Annotated in this window: 9 protein-coding genes; 1 reads left to right on the forward strand and 8 read right to left on the reverse strand. The window is 76.2% G+C overall.

What is annotated here, in order from left to right:
* Window positions 1-38 precede the first annotated feature (38 nt).
* On the reverse strand, window positions 39-251 hold the full coding sequence (locus FHX73_RS34705; protein ID WP_145909977.1) for a hypothetical protein: 213 nt from the start codon (window positions 249-251) through the stop codon (window positions 39-41).
* Window positions 252-274: 23 nt separating this feature from the next.
* Window positions 275-3,283 carry a type 2 lanthipeptide synthetase LanM family protein gene (locus tag FHX73_RS34710; protein ID WP_170305211.1) on the reverse strand — a complete coding sequence of 1,003 codons (3,009 nt, stop codon included), beginning with the start codon at window positions 3,281-3,283 and terminating at the stop codon, window positions 275-277.
* A gap of 681 nt (window positions 3,284-3,964) precedes the next feature.
* Between FHX73_RS34710 and FHX73_RS34715 the strand changes: the two genes are divergently transcribed.
* Window positions 3,965-5,986 (forward strand): AfsR/SARP family transcriptional regulator, encoded by a 2,022-nt coding sequence (locus FHX73_RS34715; protein ID WP_170305212.1) that lies wholly within the window; start codon window positions 3,965-3,967, stop codon window positions 5,984-5,986.
* A gap of 63 nt (window positions 5,987-6,049) precedes the next feature.
* On the opposite strand, the gene FHX73_RS34720 is transcribed toward FHX73_RS34715, so the two are convergent.
* From FHX73_RS34720 to FHX73_RS34745, 6 genes are read right to left on the reverse strand one after another with little or no spacing between them, the layout of a single operon-like run.
* Window positions 6,050-7,810: an acyl-CoA dehydrogenase family protein gene (locus FHX73_RS34720; RefSeq protein WP_145909980.1), complete on the reverse strand. Its 1,761-nt coding sequence runs from the start codon at window positions 7,808-7,810 to the stop codon at window positions 6,050-6,052.
* Window positions 7,746-8,504, reverse strand: a complete 759-nt coding sequence (locus tag FHX73_RS34725; RefSeq protein ID WP_145909981.1) for a thioesterase II family protein — start codon at window positions 8,502-8,504, stop codon at window positions 7,746-7,748. The genes FHX73_RS34720 and FHX73_RS34725 overlap by 65 nt, the downstream gene beginning before the upstream one ends.
* A complete protein-coding gene (locus tag FHX73_RS34730; RefSeq protein ID WP_145909982.1) occupies window positions 8,501-11,422 on the reverse strand; it encodes a type I polyketide synthase in 2,922 nt (973 codons plus the stop codon). The genes FHX73_RS34725 and FHX73_RS34730 overlap by 4 nt, the downstream gene beginning before the upstream one ends.
* Window positions 11,422-12,717: an MFS transporter gene (locus tag FHX73_RS34735; protein WP_145909983.1), complete on the reverse strand. Its 1,296-nt coding sequence runs from the start codon at window positions 12,715-12,717 to the stop codon at window positions 11,422-11,424. The genes FHX73_RS34730 and FHX73_RS34735 overlap by 1 nt, the downstream gene beginning before the upstream one ends.
* On the reverse strand, window positions 12,714-12,929 hold the full coding sequence (locus tag FHX73_RS34740) for an MbtH family protein (RefSeq protein ID WP_145909984.1): 216 nt from the start codon (window positions 12,927-12,929) through the stop codon (window positions 12,714-12,716). Before FHX73_RS34740 ends, FHX73_RS34735 begins: the two co-directional genes overlap by 4 nt.
* On the reverse strand, window positions 12,919-16,236 hold the full coding sequence (locus tag FHX73_RS34745; RefSeq protein ID WP_145909985.1) for a non-ribosomal peptide synthetase: 3,318 nt from the start codon (window positions 16,234-16,236) through the stop codon (window positions 12,919-12,921). Before FHX73_RS34745 ends, FHX73_RS34740 begins: the two co-directional genes overlap by 11 nt.
* Window positions 16,237-16,276 lie beyond the last annotated feature (40 nt).

Raw genomic sequence — 16,276 nt, forward strand, 5'->3', positions numbered from 1 at the left:
CACGGCTCGGCAGGGCGGGTCGGGGTGCGGCGGGTGGGTCAGAGCGACTCGTCCCCGGGCGTGAGCGGGCAGCTCGGGGTGAGCGTGGGCACGACGACGACGGTGACGTCCATGGAGGCGGACAGCAGCCCGGAGCGGCGGGCGAGCCGTCCGCCGGGGCGCAGCGTGATCTCGCCGCTGGGGTGGTCGGTGGCCGGGCCGCGCCGCGAACCCGGCTGCTTCCAGCTACGGACCAGCTCTTCGGTGTGCACTGTGATGGTTCCTTTCCGAGGGATCACGGCTTCCGTGGTGACGTCCGCCGTTGGATCGGCGGCTGCAGGAGCAGCGCCGAGGCTGTGCGCTCGGGGAACCCGAGCCGGAGGAGCCCGTGGCCGATGCCGGACAGGCCGGCCAGCAGGCCGGGCACGGGCAGGCCGCCGGGCGTCGCGCAGCGCGGCCCGGCGCGGTCGAGCGCGGCGAGCAGCGCGGCCGAGCGGCGCTCCAGGGCCGCCCGCGCGGCGGGCGCGGCAGGGCCGCCGGCCGCGCCCAGGCGGGCGAGCAGTTCCAGGGCGCCCGTCTCACCGTGGCACAGGCCGTGGTCGGGCAGCGGCCCGGCGGTGGCGAGCGCCCGGGTGGCGCGGGCGACCAACTCGGCCGATTCCGACTCCGACTCCGACCCCGGGTCCGCCGCCGCGCCCGGGCTGTCGGCGATCGCCAGCGCGATCCCGGCCGTCCCCCGGCACCAGGTCGGCGCGGTCGGCGCGCTCGCCGCGGCGGCGGCGGCGGAGCGTGCGGCCGAGCGCAGCGCCGCCAGCCCCGCGCGCTCGTGCCGCTCCGTGGCCTGGCCGGCCGCCGCGTAGCGCAGCAGGGCCCAGCCGATCCCGGCCTCGCCCGCGGCGAAGCCGGCCGGCCGCGGGGCGTCGGGGGCCGGCGGCGGGCGGTCGGCGAGCCGGTCGGCGCACAGCCGGGCGCCCTGCCGGGCCGTGGCGCTGCCCATTGCCCGGTACACGGCGAGCAGGGTGGCGAGGCCGCCGGCCGTTCCCTCGGCCACTCCTGACTGCTCGTCGGGTTCGCGCTCGGCCGCGGCGGCGGTGAGCCGGGCGGCGGGTTCGATCCAGCCGTGGACCTCGGGGTCGTCCAGCAGGACGGCCACCTGGGTGAGGGCGTAGACGAGGCCGCCCAGGCCGGTGAAGGCGCCCGAGCCGAGCAGCCCCAACTCCTCGGGCGCGGCGGCGAACCGGTCCAGCAGGCGCGGCACCGGGCGCAGCGCGTGCCGGGCGGTCTCGGCGTAGCGCGCCTGCCCGGTGAGCGCGGCGAGTTGGGCGAGGAAGAGCGCCGGGCCCGGGAAGCCGCAGCCCAGGTCGGCGCCGGCCGGGCCGAGCCGCCAGTAGCGGTCGGCGAGCAGGTCCAGGCCGAGCCAGTTCGCCCGGCCGGCGCCCCGGTGGGCGAGTTCGACCAGCCGGTCGCCGATGGCCCGGGCGGCGTCCGGCGCGGTCAGGGCCGGGGCCGGGCCAGGACTCAGGGCCACCGGCGCAGCGACCTCATGGGCCGGGACGGTGGACCTGGCGGCCATCGAGGCCCGGATGATCCACTCCTGCGCGCCGAGGTCGGCCTCCCCCATGGCCGCGACCTTGGCCAGCACCCGGTCCAGGCCGGTCCGCGCCAGCGCGCCCGGTATCCGCGCGCCCGTGCCGCTCCACAGGTCGGCCGAGCCCGGCCGGGTGGTGAACAGCGGCACGTCGCCGTCCCACAGCTCCGCGACCTCGGCATCGACCAGCGCGGGCCAGGCGGGCTCGCCGAGCGCGTCGGTCTCCAGCAGCCGCAGCACGCCGGTCCGCTCGGCCGGGTCCCGCAGGACGTCCGGATGGGTCGACTCGTCCAGCAGCGTCAGGTACGACTGGGTGGCGCGCACCACCACCCGCGCCTCGTCCCCGGCGAAGCGGTGCAACAGGCCCTGCGGGCCGACCAGTTCGGCCCGCGCGGCGGCGATCGTCCGGTAGCCCGCGCGGAACCCGGCGACCAGCGCCTCGGTGTGGTCCGCCGGATCGGCCCACGCCCCGGCCCCGGTGAGCCCGGGGCGGTTGTCGGCTCCGGCGATGTCCCCGTCCCGGCGGACCAGCCGCATCCGGTCGGTGCCGGCGTCCGCCCACTCCACACCGGCGGTCGGCGCCGGTGCTCCGGCGTCGCCGCCGAGGCCGGAGGCGTCCAACGCCGTCTCGTCGCCGAGCAGCAGGTGCGGCAGCAGCCCGGTGCGGTAGACGGAGGCGCCCAGCACCAGCGCGGCCGGGTCCTGGTCGGCGGGGTCCGGGGGCGCGGGCGGGTGGAAGAGCGTCTCGACGTCGACCGGGACGGGGTGGTCGGCGCAGGCGATCAGGTTCTCGTAGTGCTGGTCGGTCCCGTCCAGCGCGTGCAGCAGGGCGAGCCAGGCGCCCTGGCGCAGGTAGAACCGGTCCAGTTCGGCGGCCTCGGTGCACGGCCGGGCGGCGACGTGCTCCAACCAGCCGTAGCCGGGCCGCTCCAGCAGCGCCACGGTGCGCAGGCCGGGCGTCCCCGGCTGCGTGTTGAACCAGTCGACCACCTCGTTGAAGTGCCGGTGCAGGCCCAGCGGCCGCGGCTTGTAGACCAGCCGCGCCCCGCTCGCGAAGCGCAGCACCGCGACGCCCCGGCCGTGCCGGTGGCCGTCGCCGGCGCCCTGTCGGACGGCGGCCAGGGTCCCGGGGTCGTCGCCGGACAGCAGCGCGGCGACCAGCTCCGCGCGGTCGGCGGCGAACCGGACCAGCAGTTCGCCCAGCGCGTCGGCGGCGTGGCCGCTGGTCTGCGCCAGCAGCCGGGCCAGCACCGGGTACTGGTCGAGCAGCGCGGTCAGCCCGTCCCGGCCGGCGGCCTGGGCGAGGAAGTCCCGGAAGCGCTCGGCCGGCGTGTCACCGGCCAACTGCCCGGTGACCCTGGCGACGTTCAGCTCCAGCACCAGGGTGCGGGCGGCCTGGCGGGCCAGCTGCCCGGCGAGGCGCTCGACGAAGCGGGCGCGGATGGCGGGGAGGTCGACGACGCCGGCGGCCGGTCCGGCCGCCCGGGCCAGCCGGGCGCCGGCCAGCTCGGCGAAGGGGGCCAGCACGGCCTGGAAGCCGGTGGTGCCGGGGAGCGCTCCCGGCGGCAGGGCGACAGGCGCGGCGGGGGCGCCCGCGAGGGCCTGGGCGAGGAACTCCGCCCAGGGCTCGCCGGCGGCCCGCTCCGCTGCGGGAACGCGGTCCGACGACCCGTCAGACCCGGTCGATCCGGCCGCAATCGTCCCCTCGATGATCACGGGGCCAAGACTGGCAGACCCCACGCGACCCGGACAAGGGTCTGCCCGGATTCCCGATCATCGACGCCGCGACCCGGGCGCGGACCGGCGAGTCGGGCCGGACGCGAGGCATTTGACGCCCCGTCACCCACTCGAACCAGCCACCGGGCGGCCCATCCGCCCCGGCCTGGGGCGCTACCGAGCCCGGACGGCCGGAACCCGCCGGGCACTTGAATACTCTGCCCACGAGCAAACGCACATCCGAGGGGGTACGGACGGAATGTACGGGGGCCCCCGATTGGTTCACCGGCACCGCTGTTCCTGGCCATTGTTCGACCCGGTGCCACGAAACTGCGGACCGCGTGACCCCAGGTCAGCGCGAGTGACCCAATGGTTCATGTACGAATGTTCGCACCGCCGACCCCGGTCGCACGACCCGGATCCCACCGCACGCATGACGCAGTGTCACAGTTTTTGCGGAACAGATGGTTCCATCTCATCCCGGAATGCCGTCCGCGGTATGGATCCGTGATCGAGCCGCACGAAAATTGGCCGGAAACCGGGTCATGATCACCCTCACCCCCGACCGAGCGTTCGACTGGTGCGAGGGCGGGGGTAGAGCTGCCCGGGGGCGACATCAGGGACGAACCCAACCCGATGGCAGCACACCCCGTGCCCGCACCCGACCAAGGGAGTACTGACATGCCGCAGTCCGCGCCCGAGGGCGGTCTACAGTTCCGGGTCCTCGGCCCGATCGAGCTCTGGAACAGCCGCCGCGTCGACCTCGGCGGCCTCAAACAGCGCACCCTGATGGCGGCCCTGTTGCTCGGCGCCGGGCACGTACAGTCGGTGGACCGGTTGATCGAGACGCTCTGGGACGGCCCGCCACCGGCCAGCGCGCCCAACCTGGTCCGGTTCTACGTGCACCAGCTGCGCAAGCGCCTCGGCCCGGAGGGCGCCGCGCTGCTGCGCACGGCGCCGCCCGGCTACCTGCTGCCCACCGAGGGGCACCAGCTGGACCTCCTGCTCTTCGAGCAGCTGGCCGCCGAGGCCCGGCAGGCCGCCGCCCAGGGCGACCACCGGCTGGCGGTCTCCAGGTTCCGGGCCGGTCTCGCGCTCTGGCGCGGGCAGCTGCTCTCCGGCACCGAGTCCGCGCTGCTGGAACGCCTCTACGCGCCGCGGATCGAGGAGTCCCGGCTGACCGCCGTCGAGGACCTGGTGGACAGCGAGCTGGCCATGGGCGACCTGGCGGGCGTGGTCGGCGAGCTCAGCACGCTGGTCGCCCACCACCCGTTCCGGGAGCGGATGCACCATCAGCTGATGCTGGCCCTCTACCGCTCGGGCCGCCGGGTCGAGGCGCTGGAGGTGTTCCGGCGCCTGCGCGAGCAGCTGGCCGAGGAGATGGGCATCGACCCCGGGCCGAACCTGCGCCAGCTGATGCAGGAGATCCTGACCGACCAGGTGCCGACCGCCCCACCCGTGCCGGCGGCGACGGTGACCCTCACCTCGGCGCCCGCCCCGGCCGAACCGCCGGCACCGGCCGGCCCGGTGGCCGACCCCGGCCTGCCCCGCGGCCCGCAGCCGGAGTCACTGCCGCAGCCCGCGGCCGGCGACGACGCGGTGCCGCCCCCGGAGCCGCCGACCCCGGTGCGCTCCCCCTTCGGTGCGGCCGCCCCCGCGATGCGGGCGCCCGCGGCGATCGCCTCCCTGGTCGGCCGCGACCGGGAGCGCCGGCTGATCACCGACTGGTTCCGGCTCCCCCGCGAGGCGAACCCGTCCAGCTCCCCGGTGGCCGTGATCAGCGGACTGCCCGGCGTCGGCAAGAGCGCCCTGCTCGCCGCCTGCGCCCAGGACCTCCACCACCTCTACCCCGACGGCCAGTTGTACGCGGACCTGGCCGAGACGCCGATCGCCGACGCGTTGGCCGACTTCCTGGTCGCGCTCGGAGTCTCCCGGCGCGAGCTGCCGCGCGGCGCCAGCCAGCGGGCCGGGTTCTTCCGCGGGGTCACCCACGACCGCCGGGTGCTGGTGCTGCTCGACAACGTGCCGTCCGAACAGCAGGCCCGCCCGCTGCTCCCGGCCTCCCCGGGCAGCGCCGTCCTGCTCACCGCCGCCCAGCGGTTGGCGGCCCTGGAGAACGCCCTGCCGGTGAGCCTGGAGGTGCTGGACCCGGCCGGCGGGGTGGCGATGCTGGAGCAGCTGCTCGGCGCCGAGCGGGTGGCGCAGGAGCGGCGGGCCGCGCTGGAGATCGTCCAGTTCTGCGAGGGGCTGCCGCTGGCGATCCGGATCGTGGCCGCCCGCCTGGCGCTGCGCCCGGACCTGCTGCTGGCGCAGCTGGCGCACCGGCTGCGCGACCCGGGGCGCAGACTCGACGAGCTGCGGTTCGGCGACCTCGACCTGCGCGCCCGGCTGCGGCACGGCTACCAGGGCCTGGAGCGCCCGGCCCAGCACCTGTTCCGCCTGCTGGGCAGCACCACGCACGCGGAGCTGACCCTGGACCGGCTGACCCGGCTGGTGGGCGGGGACCCGACCACCGGGACCGACGCCCTGGTCCGGGCGCACTACCTGACGGTCGGCAACCGGGACGGCGCCTACCGGCGGCTCGGCCTGGTGGACTCCTTCGCCGCCGAGCTGTACGGCGGGGACCGGCTGCGCCGGTTGGCTCCCCGCGCGCTCGGCGAGCGTCCTCGCGCGCAGACGCTGGCCCGACCGGCGACCGGCTGACGTGCTCTGCCGACCCGGCGGGGCCGGGCGGGCCCGGGGCTCGCCCGGCCCCGCCCGGTCGCCTCACCGCGCCGGCGGCGTGGTGGTCAGCACGTCGTCCAGCAGCCCGGGCCACTGCTCGGCGCCGAGCCAGGCCGCGCCGGCCGCCGCCCAGTCGGGCTCCTCGCCCACCCCGTCGAGCTCGGCCCGCAGGGCGGCGATCCGCTGCCGGGCGCCGGCGCAGAACAGGTCGGCCAGCAGCCCGGTGCCGGGCTCGGCCGCCGCGCGGGCCAGCACCGCGCTGATCGCCAGCAGCTCGTTGGCGATCCGGTTCAGCGTGATCAGCAGGTGCTGACGGGCGAACAGCCGGGCGTGATCCGGCTGACCGTCCATCAGCTCTCGGCACTGACGGCCGAGTTCGGCCGCCGCCGCGCGGGCCGCCCGCAGGTGCTCCAGGTTGCGGCCGGTCAGGCCCGTCTCCCCGTCCGCCCCCTCATCGGGCGCACCCGCATCGGGCGCACCGGCATCGGGCGCCTGGTCCTGGGCGGCCAGGCGTCCCCGGGCGGCGAACCAGTCCAGCAGGAAGTCCACCCCGCCCGCGATCCGCAGACCGCGCGCGTCCCGGAAGAACCGCTCCACCGGCAGCGGGTCGGCGCCCCGCCGGGCCTTGCTGACCGCGGTCTCGAAGCCCTCGCCGCCCAGCAGGCTCATGGTCCGGTCGACCACCCGCCAACAGGCCAGCGAGGCGATGTTCTTGAGCGCCACGTGCTCGAACAGCGTGTCCGCGCCCGGGGCCCCGAGCAGGGTCCAGTCGGCCACGCTCTCGATCGCGAAGACGTCGGCCAGCGAGTCGCCGAGGATCCGCTGGATCTCCTCGTGGTCGCCGAGGCTGCGCCCGTCCACCGTGCGGCGGTTGACGAACTCCCGCGACCAGTGCAGGCACAGCCGGGCGATGGCCAGCGCCGGGGCGCCGACCACCAGGGTCCGGGCCAGGTAGCCGATCTCCGCGAGTTCGCGGGAGCGGCGCAGCTCGGTGTTGCTGCCGGCGAAGGCGTGCTGCCGGGGCACCCGCACGTCGGTCAGGCGCAGCGCGCCGTTGGGCGCCCCGCCGAGTCCCATGTACTCGTGCCGGGCCACCACTTCGAAGCCCGGGCTGTCGGTCTCGACGAAGAACGCCTGGGTCTGCGGCTCGCCGTCCACCAGCACGGTGGCGGTGACGTCCAGCAGTTCGGCGATCGGGGCGTTGCCGATGAAGACCTTCTCGCCGTTGAGCAGGTAGCCCTCGCCGTCGGCGGTCAACGTGGCGGTGGTCCGGCGCAGGCTGTTGGCCGTGCCGGTCGGTTCGGCGTCGGCCCCGGCGCCGATCGCGCCGCCGCCGATCCGCCGGTGCACCAGGTCGTGCAGCGGCCCGTCGCCCAGCAGCGGCAGGTAGGCGCCGGCGCCGAAGCCGTTGCCGATCGCCAGGGTGAAGGCCACCGCGCTCGACCAGCTGGCGGCGGTCTCCACCAGGCGGAAGGTGTTGACGGCGGACAGGCCGAGCCCGCCGAGCGCGGGGTCGAGCATCGCCCGCAGGTAGCCGCGCCCGCGCAGCTCCTCGACCAGTTCGTCGGGGAGCCGGCGGTCCCGGTCGATCGCGGTGGCGTCGACCCGGTCCACCAGGAAGGCCCGGAAGCCGGCGAGCACGGCGTCCCCGGCCTCGCGGTCGGCCTTGTCCTGCCGGGGGAAGTCCCGCATCAGGTCCCAGCGCAGCCGCCCGCGGTAGAGCCCGTCGAGGAAGCTCTCAGCCGGCCGGCTCGGGGACGGCGCGGTGGAGCGCTCCGGCGATGGTGCGGTGGGCGGCGTCATGCTGTTCCCTCAGGTAGAAGTGGCCGCCGGGCAGCAGCTCCAGCTGCGTCGGGGCGGTGGTGTGGTCGGCCCAGTCGCGCAGTTGCCGCTCGGGCTCGGTGTCCTCGCGCCCGGCCAGCACGGTGATCGGCAGGTCCAGCGGTTCGCCCGGGCGGTGGCGGTAGCCGTCCAGCAGCCGGATGTCGGCCCGCAGGCAGCCCAGCAGTTGGGCGCGCAGCTCGTCGTCGGCGAGCAGGTCGGGCGGCAGTGACTCGCCCTGGGCCGCCAGCGCGGCGATCAGCCGGGCGTCGTCGACCTCGCCCAGCGGCGGCCGACCGGGCTGGTGCCGGGGGGCGCCCAGGCCCGAGGCGATCAGCGCCACCGGCTGTTCGCGCCCGGCCGCACGCAGCGCCCGGGCGGTCTCGAAGGCGACCAGGGCGCCCAGGCTGTGCCCGAAGAAGGCGAACGGCCCGTCGAACTCGGCCTCTGCCAGCAGCCGTTGGACCAGCTGGTCGAGCCGGTCGATCGGCGGCTCCGCCATCCGGCCGGCCCGGCCCGGCGGTTGGACGCCCCAGACCTCGACCCCGGGCAGCCCGGCGCCCCAGCGCAGGTACTCGCCGGCCGAGCCGCCGCTGTGCGGGAAGAAGTAGAGGCGCAACCGGGCTCCGGGGTCGCGGTCGCGGCAGAGCAGCCAGCGGGATCGCCGGGCGGTCATCGCTCCGTCACCTGCTCCTCCTCGGCGCCGCCGGCCGCGGCCGCCTCCTCGATCAGCGGCAGCAGGCCCGCCACCGTGCGCGCCTTGAACACGGCGCGCACCGACAGCCCGACCCCGAAGGCCTCCCGCACCAGGGCGAGCAGCCGGCTGGCGATCAGCGAGTCGCCGCCGAGGTCGAAGAAGTCGTCGGTGCGGCCGAGCCCGCGCACCCCGAGCACCTGGCCGAAGAGTTCGGCCAGCCGGGCCTCGTCCGGGTTCGCGGTGGCCTCGAACTCCTGCTCCAGCTCGGGCCGTTCGGCCTCCTCCCGAGCCTCCTGGGTGGCGCCCAGGCGGTAACTGGCGTGCTGGAAGGGGTAGCTGGGCAGGATCAGCCGGCGCCCGGGGCGGCCGCCCGCGAGTGCCGTCCAGTCGATCCGCACCCCGGCCGCCCAGGCCCCGCCGACCGCGGTGAGCAGTTCGGTGCGGGCGGGCGTCTCGTCGTTGGGGTGCGGCAGGCAGGAGAGCACGGTGTGCCGGGCCCCGGCTGCGGGGTGGCGGCGGGCCAGGGTGCCGAGCGTGCGGCCGGGGCCGGCCTCGATCAGCACCTGGTCGGTCTCGTCGTCCAGCAGGGTGTCCAGCGCCTCGCCGAACCGCACGGTGTGGCGCAGGTGGCGGGCCCAGAACGCGGGGTCGGTCGCCTCCTGCGCGGTGACCGGCCGCCCGGTGGTGTCGCTGATCCAGCGCAGCTCGGGTGCCCGCAGCTCGATGCCCGCCATGAACGCGCGGAAGCCCTCGACGGCGGGCTCCACCAGCGCGGAGTGGGCGGCGCTGGAGATGTGCAGCTTGCGGTTGTCCACGCCGTCCGCGGTGAGCTGCTCGGCCAGTTCGGCCACCGCCTCGGCGGGGCCGGCCAGCACGACCTGGTCCGGGCCGTTCACGGCGGCCACCGACAGGGATTCGGGCAGCCGGGTGCGCAGCTCGGCCTCCGGCAGGCCGACCGCGAGCATCGCCCCCGGCCGCAGCGAGCCGAGCAGCCGGCCGCGCTCCACCACGACGGCGAGCGCGTCGGGCAGCGTGAGCACCCCGGCGACGCAGGCCGCCGCGTAGGCGCCCAGGCTGTGCCCGAGGACGGTCCGCGGCTCGACGCCCCAGCTGCGCCAGAGCTGGGCGAGCGCGTACTCCACGGTGAAGACGGCGGGTTGGGCCAGCTCCATCCGGTGCAGCCGCTGCCCGTCGCCGGTGGTCGGGTAGAGCACCTCGCGCAGGTCGAGCCCGAGGGCGGGGGCCAGGAGTTCGGCGCAGGCGTCCACCTCGGCGCGGAACACCGGTTCGCGCTCGTAGAGTTCGGCCGCCATGCCGGGGTACTGGCCGCCCTGGCCGGGGAAGAGGAAGCCGACCGCGGGCGGGCGGGCGCCGGCCACCCCGGTGCGCGGCCCCTCGCGCAGCCGGGCGGCGGCGGCCGCCGGGTCGCCGGCGACCACGAAGGCGCGCTGCGCGAACTCGCCCCGGCCCTCCTGCAAGGTCCAGGCGACGTCGGCGAGTTGAACCTCCGGCCGGTCCGTCAGGTGAGCGGCGAGCCGGGTGCCGGCCTGCTCCAGGGCGGCACCGGTGCGGGCCGACAGGACCAGCAGTTCGGCGCCCCGGCCGCCTTCGGCGGTCGGTCGGGCGGGCGGCTGCTGCAGCACCGCGTGGGCGTTGGTGCCGCCCAGGCCGACCGAGTTGACGCCGGCCCGGCGCGGCCCGGGCCCCTCGCTCCACCGCTCCAGCTCGGTGTTGACGGTGAACGGGGTCCTGGACAGGTCGAGTTGCGGGTTCGGCTCGGTGAACTGCGCGTTCGGCGGGATCAGTCCGTGTTCGACCGCGAGTGCGGCCTTGATCAGCCCGATCACGCCGGCGGCGGTGTCGGGGTGGCCGATGGCGCCCTTGACCGAGCCGAGGCGGCAGAACTCCTTCTCGGCGGTGCCGGCCCGGAAGGCCTGGGTGAGCGCCTCGACCTCGATCGGGTCGCCCATCGCGGTCGCCGTGCCGTGCGCCTCCAGGTAGCCGATGGTGGCGGGGTCGATGCCGGCCACCAGGTGGGCGGCCCGCACCGCGGCGGCCTGGCCGGAGACGCTGGGCGCGGTGAAGCCGATCTTGTCGTTGCCGTCGTTGTTGACGGCGGTGGCCAGGATGACGGCGTGCACGTGGTCGCCGTCGGCCAGCGCGTCCTCCAGTCGGCGCAGCACCACCACGCCGGCGCCGTCCGCGCCGACGGTGCCGTCGGCGCGGGCGTCGAACGGGCGGCAGTGGCCGTCCATCGACAGGATCCCGCCCTCGGTGGGCACCGGCACCGGGTGCGGCACCTGCACGGTGACCCCGCCGGCCAGCGCCAGGTCGCACTCGCCGGCGAGCAGCGCCTGCCCGGCCTGGTGGACGGCGACCAGCGAGGTGGAGCAGGCGGTCTGCACGGTGACGGCCGGGCCGGTGAGGCCGAGCTTGTAGGAGACCCGGCTGGTGAGGAAGTCGACGGCGGTGGCCAGCCGCAGCTCCCAGCCGGGCACGGCGGCGGACAACTCCGGGTCGGCGTAGAGGCGTTGCAGGTGGGTGGGCTCGCCGCAGCCGGCGTAGACGCCGATCCGGCCGGGGAACCGGGCGGGGTCGTGGGCGGAGCGCTCCAGCGCCTCCCAGGCGCACTCCAGGAAGACCCGGTGCTGCGGGTCGAGCATCAGCGCCTCGCGCGGCGAGTAGCCGAAGAAGGCCGCGTCGAAGCGGTCGGACTCCGCGAAGACGCCGTAGGCGGGCACCGGTCGGCCCGGTTCGGCGGGGAACCTGGTGATGAGTTCGTCGCCGTCCAGCAGGTGCTGCCAGAACCGGTCGACGTCGGCGGTGCCGGGGAACCGGCCGGCCAGGCCGACCACGGCGATCAGGTCACCGTCGGCGGGCTGCTCGAAGGCGGTCATCAGTTCGCCCCCGCGGCGGCCTCGGTGGCGGTCGCACCAGCGGCCGGGTCAGCTGCGGGCTGCGGGTCGGTGGCCGGCACGGGGTCGCGCAGCACGCTCGGGGTGAGCAGCAGCGGCAGCACGGCCGTGGCGTTCAGCGCCGCGGCCACCCACAGGTAGCCGCGCAGGCTCCAGCCCTGCGCCACGAGGCCGGCCAGCGCGGCGCCGAGCGGCACCGTGCCCCACATCACGAACCGCATGGTGGCGTTCATCCGGCCGAGCAGCGCCCGGGGCGTGATGATCTGACGGATCGTCACCTGACCCACGTTGTAGGCCATGATGCCGAGGAAGGTGACGAACAGGGCGCCGGCGAACAGCGGCAGGCCGCCGGCCAGCGGCAGCAGCCAGGCCCCGAGGTTGAACACCACGACGCCGACGATCATCAGCCCGCCGTAGCCGAACCGCTTGCGCACCGGCTCGCAGCAGAACATCGCCAGCAGCCCGCCGGCGTTGCCGATCGCCAGCGCGACACCGACCAGGCCGGAGGACAGGTGCAGGCCGCGGGTGCCGTAGAGCACCACCACGGCGAGCACGCCGCCGAAGGCGAGGTTGGCCAGCGCGGTGCAGAACATCAGCGCCCGCAGGGTCGGGGTGCCGAAGACGAAGCGCAGGCCCTCGCCGATCTCGCGGCGCAGGCTGCGCTCGCCCGCCACGGCCGCGGGCGCCGGCTCGGTGGCCCGGATCCGGGAGAGCAGGCCGGCCGAGGCCAGGTAGCTGAGGCTGTCGGCCAGCACCGCGAGCGGCGCCGAGAGCAGGCCGGTCAGCAGCCCGCCGAGGGCGGGGCCGGCCAGCTGGCTCATCGACTGGCTGCCCTGGAGCTTGCCGTTGCCGTCGCCGAGCCGGTCCTCGTCGATCAGGGTGGGCAGCAGCGACTGGTGGCCGACGTCGGAGAAGACCGTGCCGGCGCCGACCACCAGCACCGCCGCGTACACCAGCGGCAGGCTGAGGAAGCCGAGCCAGGCGGCCAGCGGGAGCAGCCCGAGGGCCACCGCCCTGGCCAGGTCGGCCAGCACCAGCACCGGTCGGATCGCCCGCCGGTCCAGCCACACCCCGGCGGGCAGGCCGATCAGCAGGAAGGGCAGGAACTCGAAGCTGGCGAGCAGCGTGGTCTGCAGTGGTCCGGCGTGCAGCCGGCCCAGGGCGAGCAGCGGCAGCGCCACCACGGTCACCTGGGTGCCGAGCGAGCTGACGGTCTGTGAGGACCACAGCCGCCGGAAGTCCGGCTGGCGGAACAGGCTGGTGGTGGACCCGGTCATCGGCCCGCCCCGCCGGTGAGGGGGGCGGCGCGCAGGCTCTTGGGGCGCATGTCGGTCCACACCGCGTCGATGTGGGCCAGGCAGTCCGCCTTGGTGCCGCTGGTCCCCTCGGCGTGCCAGCCGGCGGGCAGGTCGCGGTCCTCGGGCCAGAGCGAGTACTGCTCCTCGTCGTTGAGCACGACCTGGAAGCTGCGGGTCTCGTCATCGAACATGGTGGGTCTCCTCCTCGGTAGCGGCGGTGAGCCGGTTGCGGCGGTCGGCGAGTCGCCGGCGGCCGCCGGCGGCGGTGCCCGGCGGGGCGGACTCGGGAGCGGCGGGTGCCGGCCGGTCCGCGCCGACGTGGCCGGCCAGGGCGGCCACGGTGGTGAACTGGTAGAGCGCCACCATCGGTACGGTGACGCCGAGTTCGTCGGCGATCCGGCGGTGGACGGTGGCCAGGGCGAGTGAGTTCCCGCCCAGGTCGAAGAAGTTGTCGTGGATGCCGACCCCGTCCAGGCCCAGCACCTCGCGCCAGATCGTGGCGAGCACCGTCTCGGTGCCGGAGCACGGCGTGCCGGGGCGCCCGGTGTCGGCCGGGCGGCTGAAGTCCGGTGCGGGCAGGGCCCGCAGGTCGACCTTGCCGTTGGCGGTCAGCGGCAGGTCGGGCACCGGGACGATCGCCCGGGGCACCAGGTAGGGCGGCAGGTGCTCGGCCAGGTGGGCGCGCAGCGCCTCCGGGGTGGCGGTGGGGTCGGTCAGCACCACGTGGGCGACCAGCTGCGGTTCGCCGTTCAGCGGCCAGGTGCCGGCCACCGCCCGGGCGACGGCGGGGTGGCCGGTGAGCGCCGCCTGGATCTCCGCCGGTTCGATCCGGTAGCCGCGCAGCTTGATCTGCTCGTCGGAGCGGCCCAGCAGCACCAGGGTGCCGTCGCTCGCCCGGCGGGCCCGGTCGCCGGTGCGGTGCAGCCGCTCGCCGGGCGTGCGGGGGTGGGGGTGCGGCACGAACCGCTCGGCCGTGGCGCCCGGCCGGTCCAGGTAGCCGCGTGCCAGCCCGGCGCCGCCCAGGTAGAGGTCGCCCGGGGTGCCGGGCGGCACCGGGTGGAGGGCGGCGTCCAGGACCAGGGCGTGCAGCCCGTCGATCGGGTGGCCGACCGGGACGGGCAGGTCGGGGTCGGCGGCCGCCACGGTGTGGGCGGTGGCGGTGATGGTGGTCTCGGTCAGGCCGTAGGCGTTGACCAGTTCGGCGGCCGTGGCCGCGCGCCAGGCCAGCGCGGCGGCGCCGTCGACCCGTTCGCTGCCGGTGACCAGCAGGCGCAGCTCCGCGGGGACCGGCGCGCCGTCCAGTTCGGTGGTCCAGCGCTGCCAGTACCCGGCGGGCAGGTTGGCGACGGTGATCCGCTCGGCGGCCAGGAACTCGGCGAGCGGGGCGGGCGGCGGGGTGGGCTCGGGCAGCACGGTGACCCGGGCGCCGGCCACCCAGCTGGGGAACAACTCCTCGGCCGCGACGTCGAAGGCGACCGGCGCGAACTGCAGCACCCGGTCGGCGCCGGTCAGCCGGTAGCGGTCGGCGATCGCCTGCGCGTGGTTGGCCAGCGAGCGGTGGGTGACGGCGACGCCCTTGGGCGTGCCGGTGGAGCCGGAGGTGTAGATGACGTAGGCGAGGTTGTCGGGGGCGGCGCGGCGCGGCGGGTCGCTCGCCGCCACGGCGTCCGGTGTCTCCGAAAGCTCCGGCGCGTCCAGGCAGAGCGCCGGTACGCCCGCCGCCGCGAGCCGGTCGGCCGACTCGCGGTCCGCCGCGATCAGCAGCCGGGCGCCCGCCGCCGTCAGCAGCCCGGTGAGCCGGGCGGTGGGCTGGGTCGGGTCCAGCGGCAGGTAGCCGCCGCCGGCCTTGAGCACGGCCAGCACCGCCCGGGCGAAGCCCGCGCCGCGCGGCAGGCAGACACCGACCAGCTGCTCCGGGCCCACGCCGCGGGCGATCAGCAGATGGGCCAGCCGGTTGGCCTCGGCGTTGAGGGTCGCGTAGTCGGTCTCCCGGCCGTCGGCGGCGAGCGCGACGGCCGCCGGGGTGCGGGCGGCCCGGTCGGCGACCAGGTCGGGCAGCAGCCGGTCGACCGGCCGGGCCGGGCCCGGGCGGCCGAAGTCGCCGAGCAGCGCGGTGCGCAGCGCGGGCGGGGCCAGTTCCAGGCGCCGCGGATCGCACTCCGGCGCGGCCACCGCCGATCGCACCAACTGCCGGTATCCTGCGAGCAGTTGCTCGGCATCCTGGTGGTCGAGAAGCGAACTGTCGTAGCCGAGGGCCAGTTGGTGGCCGCCGTCGGCGGTGCCGCTCGGCGCGATGGCCAGGTCCAGGTCGAACTTCGCCGTGCTGGGAGCCAGTTGGATCGTCTCGACGGACAGGCCGGCCAGCTGCGGGGTGGCCGCCGGGGCGTGCTGCATGGTGAACACCGCCTGGACCAGCGGCGAGTGGCCCGGCCGGCGCTCGGGCCGCACCGCGTCCACGATCCGGTCGAACGGCACCTGGTCGTGCCCGAGCGCGGCCAGCGCGCTGTCGCGCACCTGGTCCACCAGCTCGGTGAAGCTCGCCGCGCCGGCCAGGTCGACCCGGATCGGCACGGTGTTGACGAAGAAGCCGACCATCTCCTCCAGTTCGGGCCGGGAGCGGCCGGCCACCGGGGTGCCGATCAGCACGCTGGTGCTCTCGGTGCGGCGGGCCAACAGGGTCGCGTAGGCGGCCAGCAGCACCATGTACGGGGTGGCCGAGCGGCTGCGGGCCAGCGCCCGGACCCCGGCCATGGTCTCCGGGTCGATCCGGTCCAGCAGCAGCGCGCCCGGCACCGGACCGGCCGTGGCGCGGCGCGGGCGGTCGGGGGCGAGCTCCAGGAAGGTCGGGGCGGCGTCCAGGTAGCGGCGCCACCAGTCGGCCGCCGCGTCCAGCCGGGGGCCGGAGAGCACGGCGCGCTGCCAGACCGCGAAGTCGGCGTACTGCAGCGGGTCGGGCGCCGACCGGCCATCCGGCTCGGCGTAGTCGGCGGCCAGCTGCTTGAAGAGCACCTCGATCGACCAGCCGTCGCAGATCGCGTGGTGCAGGCAGAGCCCGAACAGGTGGTCCTGCGGCCCCAGTTCGGCCAGCCGGGCGCGCACCAGCGGGCCGGCCTGCAGGTCGAACGGCTCCTCGGCCCAGCGGGTGGCCTCCGCCAGGGCCTGCTCGGGCCGGTCCGTCAGGTCGGTCACCGGCAGCGGCAGGTCGAGCACGGCGGCCGGCGCCTGCCGGGGCTCCCCGGTCGGGCCGGCCGGGAAGGTGGTGCGCAGGCTCTCGTGGCGCGCCACGGCGCGGCGCAGGGCCCGGTGCAGCGCGGCCCGGTCGAGCGGGCCGCGCAGCCGCACGGTGATGTGCACGTTGTAGGTGGCACTCGGACCGGTCAGCCGGTCGAGGAACCAGAGGCGTTGTTGGGCGTGGGAGAGCGGGACGTGGTCCGAGCGGTCCACCGGGGTGATGGCGGGCGTCCTCGGCCGGCCCCGCTCGCTAGCGGGCTTCGACACGGAGGTTCCTGTTCTTGACGCGCCGGGAGGTGACGGGCGC

This window comes from Kitasatospora viridis (genome assembly GCF_007829815.1).
Classification (GTDB): Bacteria; Actinomycetota; Actinomycetes; order Streptomycetales; family Streptomycetaceae; genus Kitasatospora; species Kitasatospora viridis.